The sequence below is a fragment of the Brachybacterium halotolerans subsp. kimchii genome (assembly GCF_020792675.1).
Lineage (GTDB): Bacteria > Actinomycetota > Actinomycetes > Actinomycetales > Dermabacteraceae > Brachybacterium > Brachybacterium halotolerans.
Map to the genome: position 1 here is coordinate 3,286,618 of NZ_CP086254.1, position 15,605 is coordinate 3,302,222.

General features: G+C 73.1%; 13 protein-coding genes. 10 read left to right on the top strand and 3 right to left on the bottom strand.

Annotated features, from left to right (window positions below; genetic code table 11):
* Positions 1-3 precede the first annotated feature (3 nt).
* Positions 4-720 carry an FHA domain-containing protein gene (locus Bra3105_RS14690; RefSeq protein ID WP_228357458.1) on the bottom strand — a complete coding sequence of 239 codons (717 nt, stop codon included), beginning with the start codon at positions 718-720 and terminating at the stop codon, positions 4-6.
* A gap of 171 nt (positions 721-891) precedes the next feature.
* A complete protein-coding gene (locus tag Bra3105_RS14695) occupies positions 892-1,599 on the bottom strand; it encodes a L,D-transpeptidase family protein (protein WP_200502633.1) in 708 nt (235 codons plus the stop codon).
* A 196-nt stretch (positions 1,600-1,795) separates the two neighbouring features.
* On the opposite strand from Bra3105_RS14695, the gene Bra3105_RS14700 reads away from it, so the two are divergent.
* The 6 genes from Bra3105_RS14700 (at position 1,796) to Bra3105_RS14725 (ending at position 9,572) form a co-directional block, all read left to right on the top strand.
* A complete protein-coding gene (locus Bra3105_RS14700) occupies positions 1,796-2,662 on the top strand; it encodes a serine hydrolase domain-containing protein (RefSeq protein ID WP_228357460.1) in 867 nt (288 codons plus the stop codon).
* The gene (locus Bra3105_RS14705) at positions 2,659-3,513 is read left to right on the top strand and encodes a serine hydrolase domain-containing protein (protein ID WP_228357462.1); all 855 of its coding nucleotides are present in this window, start codon (positions 2,659-2,661) and stop codon (positions 3,511-3,513) included. Before Bra3105_RS14700 ends, Bra3105_RS14705 begins: the two co-directional genes overlap by 4 nt.
* 81 nt (positions 3,514-3,594) lie before the next feature.
* A complete protein-coding gene (locus Bra3105_RS14710; RefSeq protein ID WP_228357464.1) occupies positions 3,595-6,810 on the top strand; it encodes an alpha-mannosidase in 3,216 nt (1,071 codons plus the stop codon).
* Positions 6,807-7,268, top strand: a complete 462-nt coding sequence (locus tag Bra3105_RS14715; protein ID WP_228357465.1) for a DUF3817 domain-containing protein — start codon at positions 6,807-6,809, stop codon at positions 7,266-7,268. The genes Bra3105_RS14710 and Bra3105_RS14715 overlap by 4 nt, the downstream gene beginning before the upstream one ends.
* A gap of 17 nt (positions 7,269-7,285) precedes the next feature.
* On the top strand, positions 7,286-8,434 hold the full coding sequence (locus Bra3105_RS14720) for an NAD-dependent epimerase/dehydratase family protein (protein ID WP_228357467.1): 1,149 nt from the start codon (positions 7,286-7,288) through the stop codon (positions 8,432-8,434).
* 10 nt (positions 8,435-8,444) lie between these two features.
* On the top strand, positions 8,445-9,572 hold the full coding sequence (locus Bra3105_RS14725) for a glycosyltransferase (protein ID WP_228357469.1): 1,128 nt from the start codon (positions 8,445-8,447) through the stop codon (positions 9,570-9,572).
* 85 nt (positions 9,573-9,657) lie between these two features.
* On the opposite strand, the gene Bra3105_RS14730 is transcribed toward Bra3105_RS14725, so the two are convergent.
* A complete protein-coding gene (locus tag Bra3105_RS14730) occupies positions 9,658-10,275 on the bottom strand; it encodes a C40 family peptidase (protein ID WP_228357471.1) in 618 nt (205 codons plus the stop codon).
* Between the two features lie 370 nt (positions 10,276-10,645).
* Here Bra3105_RS14730 and Bra3105_RS14735 point away from each other — a divergent pair, with 370 nt between their 5' ends.
* Genes Bra3105_RS14735 through acs form a run of 4 tightly spaced genes read left to right on the top strand, consistent with a single transcriptional unit; the run spans position 10,646 to position 15,541 of the window.
* Positions 10,646-11,548 (top strand): ABC transporter ATP-binding protein, encoded by a 903-nt coding sequence (locus Bra3105_RS14735; protein WP_228357472.1) that lies wholly within the window; start codon positions 10,646-10,648, stop codon positions 11,546-11,548.
* A complete protein-coding gene (locus tag Bra3105_RS14740; RefSeq protein WP_228357474.1) occupies positions 11,545-12,585 on the top strand; it encodes an aliphatic sulfonate ABC transporter substrate-binding protein in 1,041 nt (346 codons plus the stop codon). Before Bra3105_RS14735 ends, Bra3105_RS14740 begins: the two co-directional genes overlap by 4 nt.
* Positions 12,582-13,403, top strand: a complete 822-nt coding sequence (locus Bra3105_RS14745; protein ID WP_407650883.1) for an ABC transporter permease — start codon at positions 12,582-12,584, stop codon at positions 13,401-13,403. Before Bra3105_RS14740 ends, Bra3105_RS14745 begins: the two co-directional genes overlap by 4 nt.
* Positions 13,400-15,541: an acetate--CoA ligase gene (acs, locus tag Bra3105_RS14750; protein ID WP_228357476.1), complete on the top strand. Its 2,142-nt coding sequence runs from the start codon at positions 13,400-13,402 to the stop codon at positions 15,539-15,541. Before Bra3105_RS14745 ends, acs begins: the two co-directional genes overlap by 4 nt.
* Positions 15,542-15,605 lie beyond the last annotated feature (64 nt).

Consider the following 15,605-nt stretch of genomic DNA (forward strand, 5'->3'; position numbering starts at 1 on the left):
CGCTCACCAGGTCGCCGACGTCGGCGCGGGCGAGGGCAGGATCACGGTGAGCCGGGTGCGGCCGATCCGGATCGACGAGCGGTCCTGCAGGGTCACGGGCGTGCGGATGCGCTCGCCGTCGACGAAGGTGCCGTTGGTCGACCCCAGGTCGGTGGCCATGAGGGAGGCGCCGTCGGCCCGCAGCTCGAGGTGGTGGCGGGAGACGCCGGTGTCGTCGAGGATGATGTCCGCGTCGCCGCCGCGACCGATCACGGTGACGGGGCCGGTCAGCAGGTACTGCTGGTCGTCGATCTCCACGATCGGGTGGCCGGGGCCGGCGGCCTGCTCGGCGCCCGTGGCGGGCGCGACCGTGCCGCGCTCGGTGCGCGACTCGGTCTCGAAGCGGCCGGGGCGCACCTCGTCGTCCTCCTCGAGGGAGACGCTCACGCCGCCCACGAACACGTAGCGGTTCTTCTCCGCGTGCTCGAGGATCACGCGCTCCATCTCCTCGAGCAGCGTCTCCTCCCACGAGGAGAAGCGCTCATGATCCGCCGAGTTCAGGTAGATCGTGAAGACGTTCGGGGCGATGGTGCGCGTGCGGTCGAGGACCTGGATCTGGTCGTCGCACTCGCGCTTGAGCCCCTGGGCGAGGTCGAGCGGCTTGAGCTGCCCGCGGCCGGACGTGAAGACGCTCGTGACGCCGCGGTCCAGTCCGCGCTCGATCCGATCCAAGATCCCCACGGTCGATCCTCCGCTGTCGAGACGGTGTGGTGCTGGTCGATCGTATCGTGCCATCACCGTGCGACTGCGGTCAGGCGGAGGGGAGGTCGGGGACGAGGTGTGCAGGTCGTGTGGAGGCGCACCTCGTCCCCGCCCTCCGCCCCCGTTCTCCGAGGGGCGGCCGGGGGCGTCTCAGTGCACGAGCACCCGGCGCCCCTTCTTCATCCAGCCGCCCTTCCAGAGCATGTCGGTCGCGGCCACCGAGAGGCGGCTGCAGCCGTGGGAGGCGGGGTAGGGCGGGATCGAGGTGGCGCCGTGGATGGCCCAGCCGCGGTCGTAGTAGCCCGGCCGGTACAGCCTGCCCAGCGGGGCCGTCTGCCAGCCGCTCGTGGGGAAGCTGTACATCGTGAAGTCCCCGCTCGGCGTGGTCGCGGTCTTCCAGCGCCCGCCCGAGTAGTACTTCTTCCCCGAGGCGGTCGAGGTGTTGAGGATGTACTTCAGCCTGCCGCCGCTGATGCAGTAGAGCAGCTGCTTCTTCTTGTCGACCTCGAAGGCGGTGCCCGAGGTGATGCGCGGCGTCGGGCGGGTGCCCTTCTTCAGCGCGGCGCGGGACTTCGCCCCGAAGACGCCGTCCTTGGCGAGGCCCGCGGCCTTCTGCAGCGCGTACACCGCCTGGGTGGTGGTGGCGCCGAAGCTGCCGTCGGCGCTGCCGCACCAGTAGCCGCGTGCGGCGAGGTCCTTCTGCATGGTCTTCACGGCGCTCCCGCGATCGCCCGGATGCAGCACCGGGTCCTTCGCAGAGGCGGGGGACGTGCCCAGGGCCAGGGAGCCGGCGAGCACGGGCGCGCCGACGAGCAGGGCCCGTCGGGTGGGCGCGGGAGGGGTGGCGAGGCGGGTCATCTGTCTCTCTCCTTGTAAGAGACGGCGCGGGGGGGCACCGTGGGTGCGATGTCGCGATTTGCGCGACATGTCCGATGGGCGGACGCGCCACAGCCTGCCATAGGTCAAGAGAAAGTAAAAGAGGCGTCAAGAAAGTGGTGTCCGACGTGGGAGGGAGTGCATGGGGGAGCGGGTACGCGTGTGGGAACCTGGGGCCGTGGACGACCTCCTCGCACCTTTCTCCTTCCCCTGCGCCCTGGGCGTCGCGGGCACCGGCGGCACTCTCCTGACCGCGGGCGACGCCGCGAGCGTGCACCCGCTCGCGAGCGTCTCGAAGCCGATCGCCGCGCTCGGCGCGCTGATCGCCGTCGACCGCTCCCTGCTCGACCTCGAGGCCCCCGTCGGCCCCGAGGAGACGCGGGGAGCGCTGGCGGGCGGAGCGGACGCCGAGGTCCCCGAGGGCGCCACGGTCCGCCACCTGCTCGCCCACACCGCCGGCTTCGCCTTCGACACCGGCGCCCTGCTCGCCGCGCCCGGCTCCCGCCGCATCTACTCCAACACCGGCTTCGAGGTGCTCGGCCGGGCCCTCGAGCAGGCGACCGGCACGGACCTCGAGACCTGGCTCGAGGACGAGGTCTGCGGACCGCTCGGCCTGCGCGACCTCGAGGCCTCGGGATCGCCGGCCGCGGGCTTCCGCGCGAGCGTCCAGGACCTCCTGCTCATCGGACGCGAGATGCTCGCCCCCACCCTCGTCGACCCCGCGCTCTGGCGCGAGGCGACGAGCGTGCAGTTCCCCGGCCTGCCCGGGGTGCTGCCCGGGTACGGGCGCCAGAAGCACAACGACTGGGGGCTCGGCCTCGAGATCCGCGACGGCAAGAGCCCGCACTGGACGGGGGAGCGCAGCGGGCCCGCGAGCTTCGGCCACTTCGGCCAGTCCGGCTCCTTCCTGCTCCTGGACCCCGACCGCGGCCTCGCCCTCGCCTTCCTCGGCGACGAGCCCTTCGGCCCCTCCCACGTCGAGCACTGGCCCGGCCTGATCGACGCCGTGCTCGCGCGGCACGACGCAGGGGAGCCTGGCGCGTGAGCGCAGGGCCCGCGTCCGGGCGGCCCCCGGGGGCCGACGGCCTTGGCGCGCTCGACGCGTTCGGCTTCGAGGCCGCCGCGATCGTGCTCGGCCCCGAGGGTGTGCGCGCGAGCGCGGGCGACCTCGAGAAGGTGCGCCCCCTGCGTTCGGTGAGCAAGACGCTCACCGGGTTCGCGTGCGCGATCGCCCTCGAGCGCGGCGCGGTCGCGCTGACGGACCCCGTCGGCCCCGAGGGGGCGACCCTGCGGCATCTGCTCTGCCACGCCTCCGGCCTCTTCTACGAGTCCGATCGCGTGCTGCAGGAGCCGGGGAAGCGGCGCCACTACTCCAATCGCGGGATCGACGTGGCCGCGCTGCACGTCGCGCGCGCCGTCGGCCGGGACTTCGAGGACTGGGTCGCGGGCGAGGTCGCCGAGCCGCTCGGCATGGAGCGCCTGAGCTGGGACGGTCCGCCGTCCGTGGGCGCCTTCGCCCCGCTCGTCGACCTCTCCCTCCTCGCCCTCGAGCTGCTGCGGCCGACGCTCCTGGGCCCCGAGGTGTTCGCGCAGATGACCACGCCGCAGCTTCCCGAGCTGGTCGGCATCATGCCCGGCTTCGGCAAGCAGGACCCCAACCCCTTCGGGCTGGGGTTCGAGGTGCGCGGCACGAAGAGCCCCCACTGGACCGGGACGACGAGCAGCCCCGAGACCTTCGGGCACTTCGGCATGCTCGGCACCGCCGTGTGGGTCGACCCGGTCGCCGATCTCGCCGCCGTCATCGGCACCGACCACGAGTTCTGCGACAGCCATCGCGAGCTGCTCCCGCGCCTGAGCGACGACATCCTCGCGCGCTGGTCCCCGCCCGCCCGCTGACACCGCCTTCCGGATAGTCTCGGAGGGACCCTCGTCCTCCGACCGCCGCGACGTCCGCGCCCCGTGAAGGAGTCCTCGCACATGCACGACGACACCCGCCTCACCGAGGAGCGGATCCGCCGCTTCGTCCGCGACCACCTCGAGGGCGGAGGCCGACGCGAGCAGGTGCCGGTCAGCATCCGCGCCCACGCGCTGCCGGGGGAGCCGGTCCCTCCCGCCGAGGCGATCGCGGCGCTGCCCGAGTACGTCCCGATCGAGGTGGGCCAGAGCTGGGGGCGCGCCTGGTCGACCCTCTGGCTGCACGTCACCGGCTCCGTGCCCGGGGAGTGGGACCGGCCCGAGGACGTGTGCGAGCTCGTCGTCGACCTCGACTTCACCGGCGGCCCCGGCTTCCAGTCCGAGGCGCTCGTCTTCACCCCGCAGGCCGAGCCCGTCAAGGCCATCAACCCGCTGAACGCGTTCATGACCCTCGCGACCGGCCAGCGCCTCGACCACTACCTCGAGTGCGCGGCGAATCCCGACGTCGCGGGCGGCTGGACCTTCGCGCCCACCGACCTCGGCGATCCCGCGACCCTCCCCGAGCGCGACCTCTACACGATCCGCGCCCTCCACGTGCAGCGCAGCGACCGGCGCATCCGCGCGCTCGCCGAGGACGTGCGCGCGCTCGACGGCCTCATGCACGAGCTGCCGGCGACCAGCCCCCGTCGGGCCGAGATCCTGCGCGCCCTCGAAGCGGCGCTCGACGCCGCCGACCCCGACGACCTGCCGGGCACGGCCGACGCCGCGCGCGAGGCGCTGCGCCCCGCCCTCGAGCGGCCCGCGCACTCCTCGGCGCTCACCGTGATGGCCACCGGCCACGCCCACATCGACTCGGCCTGGCTGTGGCCCGTGCGCGAGACCATCCGCAAGTGCGCCCGCACCTTCTCCAACGCGATCGCGCTCATGGACGCCGAGCCGGACTTCACCTTCTCCGTCTCCTCCGCCCAGCAGTACCTGTGGATGAAGGAGCACTACCCGAGCCTGTTCGAGCGGATCCGCGAGAAGGTCGCCGAGGGCCGCTTCGTGCCCGTGGGCGGCATGTGGGTCGAGTCCGACACCAATATGCCCGGGAGCGAGGCGATGGCCCGGCAGTTCGTGGCCGGCAAGCGATTCTTCCTCGAGGAGTTCGGCGTCGAGACGACGCAGACCTGGCTGCCCGACTCCTTCGGCTACTCGGCGGCGCTCCCGCAGATCGCCGCGCTCGCCGGGCAGCGGGACTTCCTCACCCAGAAGGTCTCCTGGAACCAGACGAACACCTTCCCGCACCACACCTTCCTGTGGGAGGCCCTGGACGGGACGAGCGTCTTCACGCACTTCCCCCCGGCCGACACCTACAACGGGACCCTCGAGCCCTCCGAGCTCGCGTTCGTCGAGCGCAACTTCAAGGAGAAGGGCCGCTCCGACGTCGCGATCGACCTCTTCGGCTTCGGCGACGGGGGCGGCGGGCCCTCGCGGGAGATGATCGAGGCCGGGCGCCGTGCGGCCGACCTCGAGGGCTCCCCGAAGGTCGAGTTCGCGAGCCCCGAGGAGTTCTTCTCCCGTGCCCGCGAGAGCTACCCGAGCCCGCCGGTCTGGGCCGGGGAGCTCTACCTCGAGCTGCATCGCGGGACGTACAGCGCGCAGCTGGCCACCAAGCAGGGCAACCGGCGCACCGAGGCGGCCCTGCACCAGGCCGAGCACCTCGCGACACTCGCCGCCGTGCGCGCGGGAGCCCCCTATCCGCACGACGCGCTCGAGGGCATGTGGCACAACGCCCTGCTGCTGCAGTTCCATGACATCCTGCCCGGCTCCGCGATCGCCTGGGTGCACCGCGACGCCGAGCGCAATCACGCCTCGATCCAAGCCCGCGCCGAGCAGGTGGTCCTCGATGCGCTCGCGGCGCTCGCCGGGGCCGACGGGACGATCGGCACCGACAGCACCGCCGGCACCGACGGCGCCGACGGGACGGGCGAGGGGCGCGCAGGGGACGAGATCCTGCTGAACACGGCTCCCGTCACCTCCCGCCGCGGCATCGCGCCCTACTCCGCGGGCCGCCCGGTGCAGGAGACCGAGGGCGTGGCCCTCGTGCGCCGTGGCGAGCGGATCGCCCTGGACAACGGCCTGGTCCGGGCCATCCTCGACGAGCGCGGGGAGATCGTCTCCCTCATCGACAGCGCGAGCGGCCGCGAGGCCATCGCCCCGGGCGACTCCGGCGCCCGCCTGCAGCTGCACCGCGACACCCCCAACGCGTGGGACGCCTGGGACATCGACGCCTTCTACCGGCACGTGGTGCGGGACCTCGACCGGCCCCTGGCCGTCGAGGTCGACGAGATCGCCGGGGGCGCCCGCGTCACCTACCGGTACACGACCACCGCGCCCGAGGGCGCGTCGGGAGGCGTGACCGGCGAGGGCAGCGAGATCGTCAAGATCTTCGAGCTGCGCCCCGGCGACCGCGCCCTGCACCTCACGATCGACCTGGACTGGCGCGAGCACCGCAAGGCGCTCAAGCTCGGCTTCGGCCTGGACCTGCGCGCCCCGGTGATGAGCAGCGAGATCCAGTTCGGGCACGTGGACCGCCCGATCCCCGTGAACACCTCCTGGGACTCCGCGCGCTTCGAGACCTGCGCCCACCGCTTCGTGCACGTCGCCGAGGGCGCGCGCGGCGTCGCGCTGGCCAACGACTCGACCTACGGGCACGACGTGCTGCGCACCGTCCGCGAGGCCGACGGCGGCACCACCACGACCGTGCGGGCCACCCTGGTGCGCTCCCCGCAGTTCCCCGATCCCGGCGCCGACCACGGCGCCTACTCCCTGCGCTTCGCCCTGCGCCCCGGCGCCGACATGGTCGACGCGATCACGGAGGGCTACCGCGCGAACCTCCCCGAGCGCTGGGTCCCCGCGGCGGTCGCCCGGGCCGCCGCGCCGCTCGCCCGCATCGAGGGCGCGCCCGGCGTGCTCATCGAGACCGTGAAGCTCGCCGAGGACCGCTCCGGCGACCTCGTGCTGCGCGTCTACGAATCCCTCGGCGAGCGGGCACGGGCCGCTCTCGTGCTCGATGTCCCCGGAGCAGGCGGAACAGCGGGGTCGAGCGCAGCAGGGACGAGGAGGGCGGACGTCACCGCCGTCGACCTCCTCGAACGGCCCTTCGGGGCCGACGCCCCCGCGCACCTCGCCCCGCTCGTCCGCGACTCCTCGGACGAGGATCCCGAGCCCGGCGCGGGCATCCCCCTCGACCTGCGCCCCTTCGAGATCCGCACCCTCCGGGTGGCCCGCGCATGACCGGCACCCCAGCTCCCGCCGCGCTCGCCCGCCCCGCCGCGCCCGCCCGCCCCGCCGCGCCCGCGCGCCCCGCCGTCGCGCCCGTCGGCCGGATCTTCGCGATCGTCGCGTTCGCCGAGGCCGTCAGCTGGGCGGGGCTGCTGCTGGGCATGGCCCTGAAGTACGGGCCCGTGGGCACCGAGGCAGGGGTCTGGCTCTTCGGCCGGCTGCACGGCGGCGTGTTCGTCGCCTACGTGGTGATGGTCGTCGTCGCCGCGGTGGTGCTGCGCTGGAGGTGGTGGGCCGCCCTGCTGGCCCTGGCCTGCTCGATTCCGCCGCTGGTGACGGTGCCGCTGGAGATCTGGCTGCGCCGCACCGGACGCCTCGCCGGACGCGGCATGTTCACCTCCGCGTCACCGGAAGAGCCCCTCTCCCAGGATGACACCGATACGCTGGTAGACGTCGATCACGCACCCTGACCAGGAGGTTCCCTGCCATGAAGATCGTCGTCGCCGGCGGAGACGGATTCTGCGGCTGGCCCACGGCCCTGTACCTCTCGCAGAAGGGCCATGAGGTCACGATCCTGGACTCCCTGGTGCGCCGCGAGATCGACACCGAGCTGGGGTCGAACTCGATGACGCCGATCCTCCCGCTCACCGAGCGCGTCGCCGCCTGGAAGGAGGTCTCCGGGAAGGACATCGACGTGGTGATCGGGGACCTCACCGACTACGACGACGTCACCCGGGTCGTCACCGAGAAGCAGCCCGAGGCGTTCGTGCACTTCGCCGAGCACCGCAGCGCGCCCTACTCGATGATCGACCGCGAGCACGCGATCGAGAACCACCGCAACAACGTCACCGGCACGCTCAACGTGCTGTGGGCGATCAAGGACCTCGCGCCCGACTGCCACCTCGTCAAGCTCGGCACCATGGGCGAGTACGGCCAGCCCAACATCGACATCGAGGAGGGCTGGATCGAGATCGAGCACAAGGGCCGCAAGGACCGCCTGCCGTTCCCCAAGGCCCCGGGCTCCTTCTACCACCTCACCAAGGTGCACGACAGCGACAACATCATGTTCGCCTGCCGCATCTGGGGCGTGCGCGCGACCGACCTCAACCAGGGCGTCGTCTACGGCCTCGACACCGACGAGACCCGCCTCGACCCGCGCCTGGCCAATCGCTTCGACTACGACGCGGTGTTCGGCACGGCCCTGAACCGCTTCCTCATCCAGGCCGCGATCGGCCACGACCTCACGGTCTACGGCGGCGGCTCGCAGACCCGCGGCTACCTCAACATCGCCGACACCGTGCGCTGCATCGAGATCGCGTGCGAGAACCCCGCCGAGCGCGGCGAGTTCCGCGTCTTCAACCAGTTCACCGAGTCCTTCAGCGTCCAGGACCTCGCCGAGAAGGTGCAGCGCGTGGCCCGCGAGCAGGGCATCGAGGTGGGCATCGACCACCTCGAGAACCCGCGCGTGGAGAAGTACGACCACTACTACAACGCGGTCAACACGAATCTGCTCTCCCTGGGCCTGGAGCCCCACCTGCTGACCGACGAGGTCCTCGCCGAGATCCTCTCCGTCGCCCGCGCGAACACCGACCGGGTGAAGGACGAGCTGGTCCTGCCCACCGTCACCTGGAAGTGACCACGACGGCGTGAGGATCGCGATCGTCACCGAGACGTTCCTGCCCTCGGTCGACGGCGTGGTGACCCGGCTGCGCCACGCCGTCGAGCGCTTCGTCGACCTCGGCCACGAGGTGCTCGTCATCGCCCCCGACCTGGGGGTCACCGAGCACCACGGGGCCCGCGTCGTCGGCATGAGGCCGGTGACGCTGCCGTTCTACAAGCACCGCCGCTTCACCCTGCCCAACCCCACCGTCGACGGCGTGATCCGCGGGTTCCACCCGGACGTCGTCCACGCGGCCCAGCCGCTGCTGCTGGCCTCCTCGGGCGCCTACGCCGCCCACCGCCAGCGGATCCCGCTGGTCGCGAGCTACCACACGCACATCCCCCGCTACCTGGACCTCTACAGGGCCTGGAAGTGGTCGAAGCCGCTGATCTGGTGGCAGATCCGGCGCAACCACGCGCTCGCCGACATCAACATCGCGACCTCGCAGACCATGCGCGACGAGCTCGCCGGGCAGGGCCTGGCGAACCTCCACGTGCTGCGCCGCGGCGTGGACACCGCGCAGTTCCATCCCCGCTTCGCCTCGCAGGAGGTGCGCGAGCGCCTCACGGACGGGCACCCGGAGAAGAAGCTGCTGGTGTTCGTCGGCCGCCTCGCCGCGGAGAAGGAGATCCACCGTCTGCGGGCGATGATGGACCGGCGGGACGACGTGGCCCTCGCGATCGTGGGCGACGGACCGTTCCGCGGCGAGCTCGAGCAGATCTTCGCGGGCACCCCCACCCTGTTCCCCGGCTTCCTCGAGGGGGAGGACCTGGCCGCGGCCTTCGCGAGCGCCGACGCCTTCGTCTTCCCCTCGGTCACCGAGACCCTGGGGCTCGTGATCCTCGAGGGCATGGCCTCGGGTCTGCCCGTGGTCGCCGCCCGTTCGGGGCCGACGATGGAGCAGGTCACCGACGGGGTCGACGGGCTGCTCTTCGACGCGGGGGACGAGGCGAGCCTCGATCGCGCGCTCGACCGCCTCGCCGATCCGGAGCAGGCGGCCTCGATCCGACGGGCCGCGCGCGCCGAGGCCGAGGAGTACTCGTGGGAGAACGCCTCGGACGACCTGCTGCGCCTCTACGAGCTCGCGATCGCGGAGCACGGCTCGCGTCCCTGAGCATGCGAACGGCCCGGCCCCGCAGCTGCGGGACCGGGCCGATCGGTGACCGGGCGCCGTCGGCCGAGGGCCGACGGACGCGGGATCAGCGGAAGGTGACGAACCCGGTGGGGTTGCCCCAGATCGCGCGCTCGACGACCTTCTGCTGGGAGCCGGAGGCGTCGATGATCTGGCCGTTGCCGGCGTAGATCGCGACGTGGCCCGGGTAGGTGACGATGTCGCCGGGCTGGGCCTCCGACTGCGAGATCGACTTCCCCTGGGCGGCGATCTCGCCGCTCGTGCGGGGGATGTCGATGCCGGCCTTGTTGTACGCGTAGTTCACGAGGCCCGAGCAGTCCATGCCGCTGAGCGAGGAGCCGCCCCAGGAGTACGGGGTGCCGAGCGCGGAGCGGGCGGCGCTGACGATCTCGTTGTCGCTGCTCGAGCTCGCGCTCGCCGGGACCGACGTGGAGCCCGCGGAGGAGCCGTAGGACGGCAGCTCGCCGGACTGGCTCGAGGTGGTCGAGGACTGGCTGGTGGTGCCGACCTCGTCGCTGCCGGCCAGGTCCAGGTCGTTCGCGTTGGCGGCGCCGCCGGTGAAGGCGGTGCCGGCCAGGACGGTGCCCAGCAGGGCGGCCCCGCCGAGGGTGCGCGCGGCGCGGCTGGTGCTGGTCAGGGGGGTGACGGCGCGGCCGGTGGCGCGGTGCGTGTTCTTCAGTGCCATGGTCTCGGTGCGTTCCTTCCGACCTCGGGTGCGAGGATCGTGATGCTGTGCGGGGGTCGTGCGAGGAGGACCGGGAGCGGGGCTCCGATCGCTGCCTGCGATGTGCCACCACCGTAGGAACGGGCCGAGGGCGATCTGAAGGCGTTTGGACGAGGCACCGACGAGGGTTGACGGGGCTTTGACGCGCGCCCGGGCGGAGGTGACCGGGAGGTGACGCGCATTGACGCTCTCGCGGGGTCTGCGCCACATCGCCGGGAGCCGCCTGCACGGATGCAGGGGATGCGCCGGAAGGCGTCGCAGGGGCCCCGAATGTGTCCGCTTATGACATCGAGGTGGCATGCGCAGGTCGCGGATGCCCATGATGCCGGACATGACCACCACTGTGTCCGCCGACGCCCGTGCGCGCCGCGCCGCGAGCCCGCACGGCGGGAGCCCGACGAACGCGGACCCGATCGCCGAGCGGGGCGCGCTGCGCCTGGCGGGCGTCGGCCGCGCCTTCGGCCCCGCCGAGGTCCTGCGCGCCCTCGACCTCGAGGTCCGCGCCGGGGAGATCCTCGCCGTCATCGGCCCCTCCGGCTGTGGCAAGTCGACCCTGCTGCGCCTGGTCGCGGGCCTGGATGCGCCGAGCGCCGGGGGGATCCGCCTGGGCGGGAGCGTGATCCGCGGCGTCGACGAGTCCACGGCCGTCGCCTTCCAGGAGCCGCGCCTGCTGCCCTGGCGCACCCTCGAGGCGAACGTCGCCCTGGGCCTCCCGCGCGGCACCGCGCGGGCCGAGGGGCGCGAGCGCGTGCGCCACCTGCTGCAGCTCGTCGGCCTCGAGCACGCTGCGGGCCAGCGCCCGCGCGAGATCTCCGGCGGCATGGCCCAGCGCGCCTCCCTCGCCCGGGCCCTCGCCCGCGGACCCGAGGTGCTCCTGCTCGACGAGCCCTTCGGGGCGCTCGACGCCCTCACCCGCCTGCGCATGCAGGACCTCCTGCTCGAGATCCACGCCGCCGAGCCCACCACCGTCCTCGTCGTCACCCACGACGTCGAGGAGGCACTGTTCCTCGCCGACCGCGTCGTCCAGCTGCGCACCCTGCGCCGCGCCGCGCCCGAGGAGGGCTCGATCGCCCGCGTGATCGATGTGCCCAGCCCGCGACCGCGCGACCGCGCCGACGCCGCCCTCGCCGCCCTGCGCAGCGAGCTGCTCGACGGGCTCGGCGTCCCCAGCCACCACGGCACGCCCGCCCACGGCACGACCACCCGCCCCACGACCCCCGAGGACCACGCATGACCCGCACCGCACGCACCCTCAGCCGCCGCGGCGCCCTCGCGCTCGGCGCCGCCGCCCCGCTCGCCCTCGCCGGCTGCGTGGCGGGGGAGAACGCCCAGAAGGACAGCGCGGGAGGGGGCGGCTCGGGCGACTGGTCGCTCTCCGAGCTCACCATCGACTTCGCGACCTACAACCCCCTCAGCCTCGTCATCAAGGACCAGGGCATCCTCGAGGACGCCCTCGGCGACGGCGTGAAGGTCACCTGGGTGCAGTCGGCCGGCTCCAACAAGGCCAACGAGTTCCTGCGCTCGGGCTCCGCCCACGTCGCCTCGACGGCCGGATCCGCCGCGCTGCTCGCCCGCGCGAACGGCTCGCCCATCAAGGTCATCGACATCTTCTCCCAGCCCGAGTGGTCGGCCCTCGTCGGCCCGAAGGGCACCGACCTGAAGGACCCCGCGGACCTCGAGGGACGATCGGTCGCCGCCACCAAGGGCACCGACCCCTACTTCTTCCTCGTCCAGGCGCTCGAGACCGCGGGCCTCACGGTCAAGGACGTCGAGATCCAGGCCCTCCAGCATGCCGACGGCCGCTCCGCCCTCGACGGCGGCTCCGTGGACGCCTGGTCCGGGCTCGACCCGATCATGGCCGCCGCCGAGGCCGAGAGCGGCGACGTCCTCTTCTACCGCAACGTCGACTTCAACACCTATGGGTTCCTCAACGCCACCGAGGACTTCATCGACGACCACGCCGATGTCGCCCAGGCCGTCGTCGACGCCTACGAGAAGGCCCGCAGCTGGGCGCTCGAGAACCTCGAGGGCACCGCGAAGCTGCTGGCCGAGGTCGCCGGCATCGACGAGAAGATCGCGAGCACCGTCATCACCGAGCGCTCGAACCTCGACGTCAGCGGCGTGCCCGGCAAGGACCAGACCGCCGTCCTCGAGAAGATCGCCCCCGTGCTCGGCGCCTCGGGCGACGTGCAGGGCGGGGAGGACGCCGTGACGAAGGCGCTGGAGAGCATCGTCCACGACGCCTTCGCGACGAAGGCCACGAGCAAGTGAGCAGCGCGACCGCCGTCAGCGAGCTCGGCATCTCGCACGTCGAGAGCACCGCAGGGCCCCGCCGCGGCGGGTGGCCGCGCCGCCTCGCCCTCGGCGCCCTGGTGCCGCTGCTGATCCTCGTCGTCTGGGAGGTCGTCACCGCGACCGGCCTCGTGCCCGCCTACCGCCTGCCCGGGCCCCTCGCCGTGCTGCGCGCCGCCGGGGAGCTGCAGGCCGCCGGCGAGCTCTGGCTGCACGTCGCGATCTCGGTGCAGCGCGTGCTCATCGGCTTCGCGATCGGCTCCGCCGCGGGGCTCGCCGTCGCGGCCCTCGTCGGCCTCAGCCGCACGGCCGACGCCCTGCTGGGCCCGCTGCTCGCCGCGCTGCGCGCCGTCCCCTCGCTCGCCTGGGTGCCGCTGCTCATCCTCTGGATGCAGATCGGCGAGACCTCGAAGATCACGCTGATCGCGATCGGCGCCTTCTTCCCCGTCCTCACCACGGTCTCCTCCGCGCTGCGGCACACGGATCCGCAGCTCGTGGAGGCGGGGCGCGCCTTCGGCCTGCGCGGCCTCTCCCTGCTGCGCACCGTGCAGCTGCCCGCCGCCGTGCCCGCCGTGATCTCCGGCCTCCGCCTCGCCCTCGCGCAGTCCTGGCTGTTCCTCGTCGCAGCCGAGCTCATCGCCTCCTCGATGGGGCTGGGCTTCCTGCTGAACGACTCCCAGCAGAACGGCCGCGTGGACCGGATCCTGCTGACCATCGTGCTGCTCGCCCTGCTGGGCACCGCGACCAACGCCCTGCTCGGGCTCGTCGAGAAGAAGCTCCTGAGGAGGTGGGCATGACGACCGCCCCGACCACCACCACGACCGCCCCGACCAGGACCGCCCCGACCGGGCCCGAGGCCCGACTGGTCGAGAACCGCAGCTTCCCCCCGCCCGCCGCCTTCGCGGCCCGGGCGAACGTCGGCCCCGAGGAGTACGCGCGCGCCGAGGCCGACCCCATCGGCTTCTGGGAGGAGGCCGCGCGCGGCCTCGAGTGGCGCACCCCCTGGCACACCGCTCTCCGCTGGGAGCCGCCGACGCCCGATCCCGCGACCGGCGAGCTCAGTGTGCCCTCCGCCCGCTGGTTCGAGGGCGGCACCCTCAACGTCGCTGAGAACTGCGTGGACCGCCACGTGCGCGCCGGACGCGGCGAGAAGGTCGCGCTGCACGTCGAGGGGGAGCGCGGCGACCGCCTGGCCGTCACCTACGCGGACCTCCAGGAGCGCGTCTCCCGCGCCGCCAACGCCCTCGAGTCACTCGGCGTCGGCCCCGGCGACCGCGTCGTCGTCTACCTTCCCGTGATCCTCGAGACCGTCGTCGTCACCCTCGCCTGCGCCCGCATCGGCGCCGTGCACTCCCTGGTCTTCGGAGGCTTCAGCGCCGAGGCCGTGCGCTTCCGCCTCCAGGACACCGGTGCGAAGCTGCTGGTCACCTCCGACGGCCAGTTCCGTCGCGGGAAGGCCGTCGAGGTCAAGTCCGCGGCCGACGAGGCCGCCGCCGACCTCCCCGATCTCGAGCACGTGCTCGTGGTGCGCCGCACCGGCCAGGAGATCGCCTGGACCAGCGGCCGCGACCACTGGTGGGACGAGATCGTGGACCCCGCGAGCCCCGTCCACGAGCCCCGCGCCTTCGACGCCGAGCACCCGCTGTTCATCATCTACACGTCCGGCACGACGGGGAAGCCCAAGGGCCTCGTCCACACCGGCGGCGGCTACCTCGCCCACGCCGCATGGGCCCACTGGGCGCACTTCGACGCCAAGGAGGACGACGTCCACTGGTGCACCGCGGACCTCGCCTGGGTCACGGCCCACACCTACGAGATCTACGGTCCGCTCGCCAACGGCCTCACCCAGGTCATCTACGAGGGCACCCCGGACACCCCGCACCGCGAGCGCCACCTCGAGATCATCGAGCGCTACGGCGTCACCGTCTACTACACGGCCCCGACCCTCATCCGCACCTTCATGTCCTGGTTCGGCGAGCAGCTGCCCGCCGGCCACGACCTGAGCTCGCTGCGTCTGCTGGGCACCGTGGGGGAGTCCATCAACCCCGAGGCCTGGGTGTGGCTGCGCCGCACCTTCGGCCGCGACGAGCTGCCCATCGTGGACACCTGGTGGCAGTCCGAGACGGGAGCCGCCATGGTCGCCCCGCTGCCCGGAGCGACCACGCTGAAGCCCGGCTCGGCGACCCGCGCCCTGCCCGGCATCGACGTCGCCGTCGTCGACGAGGCGGGCGAGGAGGTCGAGCCCGGCCGCGCCGGCGCGCTCGTCGTCCGTCGGCCCTGGCCCGGCATGGCCCGCACGGTCTGGGGCGACCCCGAGCGCTACCGCGACTCCTACTGGCGCGCCCACGCGGGCCGCGGCGAGCACGGCGGCTTCTACCTCGCCGGGGACAGCGCGAGCATCGACGCCGACGGCTGCCTGTGGGTGCTGGGCCGGCTCGACGACGTCGTCAACGTCTCCGGGCACCGCCTCTCCACGATCGAGATCGAGTCCGCGCTGGTCGCCGACCCCGCCGTCGCCGAGGCCGGAGTCGCGGGTGTCGCCGACCCCGTCACCGGCCAGGCCGTCGCCGCCTTCGTGACGGCGAGCGAGGGCGGATCGACGGCCGACGGGGCAGGGGCCGACACGTCAGCGGCCGAGGGGACGGGGGCCGACGGGATCGACGCCGCCCGGCTGCGCGCCCTCGCCGCCCGCGAGATCGGCCCCATCGCCAAGCCCCGCCACGTGCTCGAGGTCGCCGACCTGCCCAAGACCCGCTCCGGCAAGATCATGCGGCGCCTGCTCGCGGACCTCGTGCACGCCGAGCGGGACCGACGGGCGGGCCGGACGGCCGCGCCCCTGGGCGACGTCACCTCGCTCCAGAACCCCGGTGCGGTCGACGCCGTCGGCCGCACCCTGGAAGGCCTGCCTGCGGATCATCCGCTCCTGGCAGGCTGACCCGGGCCGCCCGACCCGCGCCGCCCGACCCGACCCACCCGGCCTGACCGCCCGACACGACCGC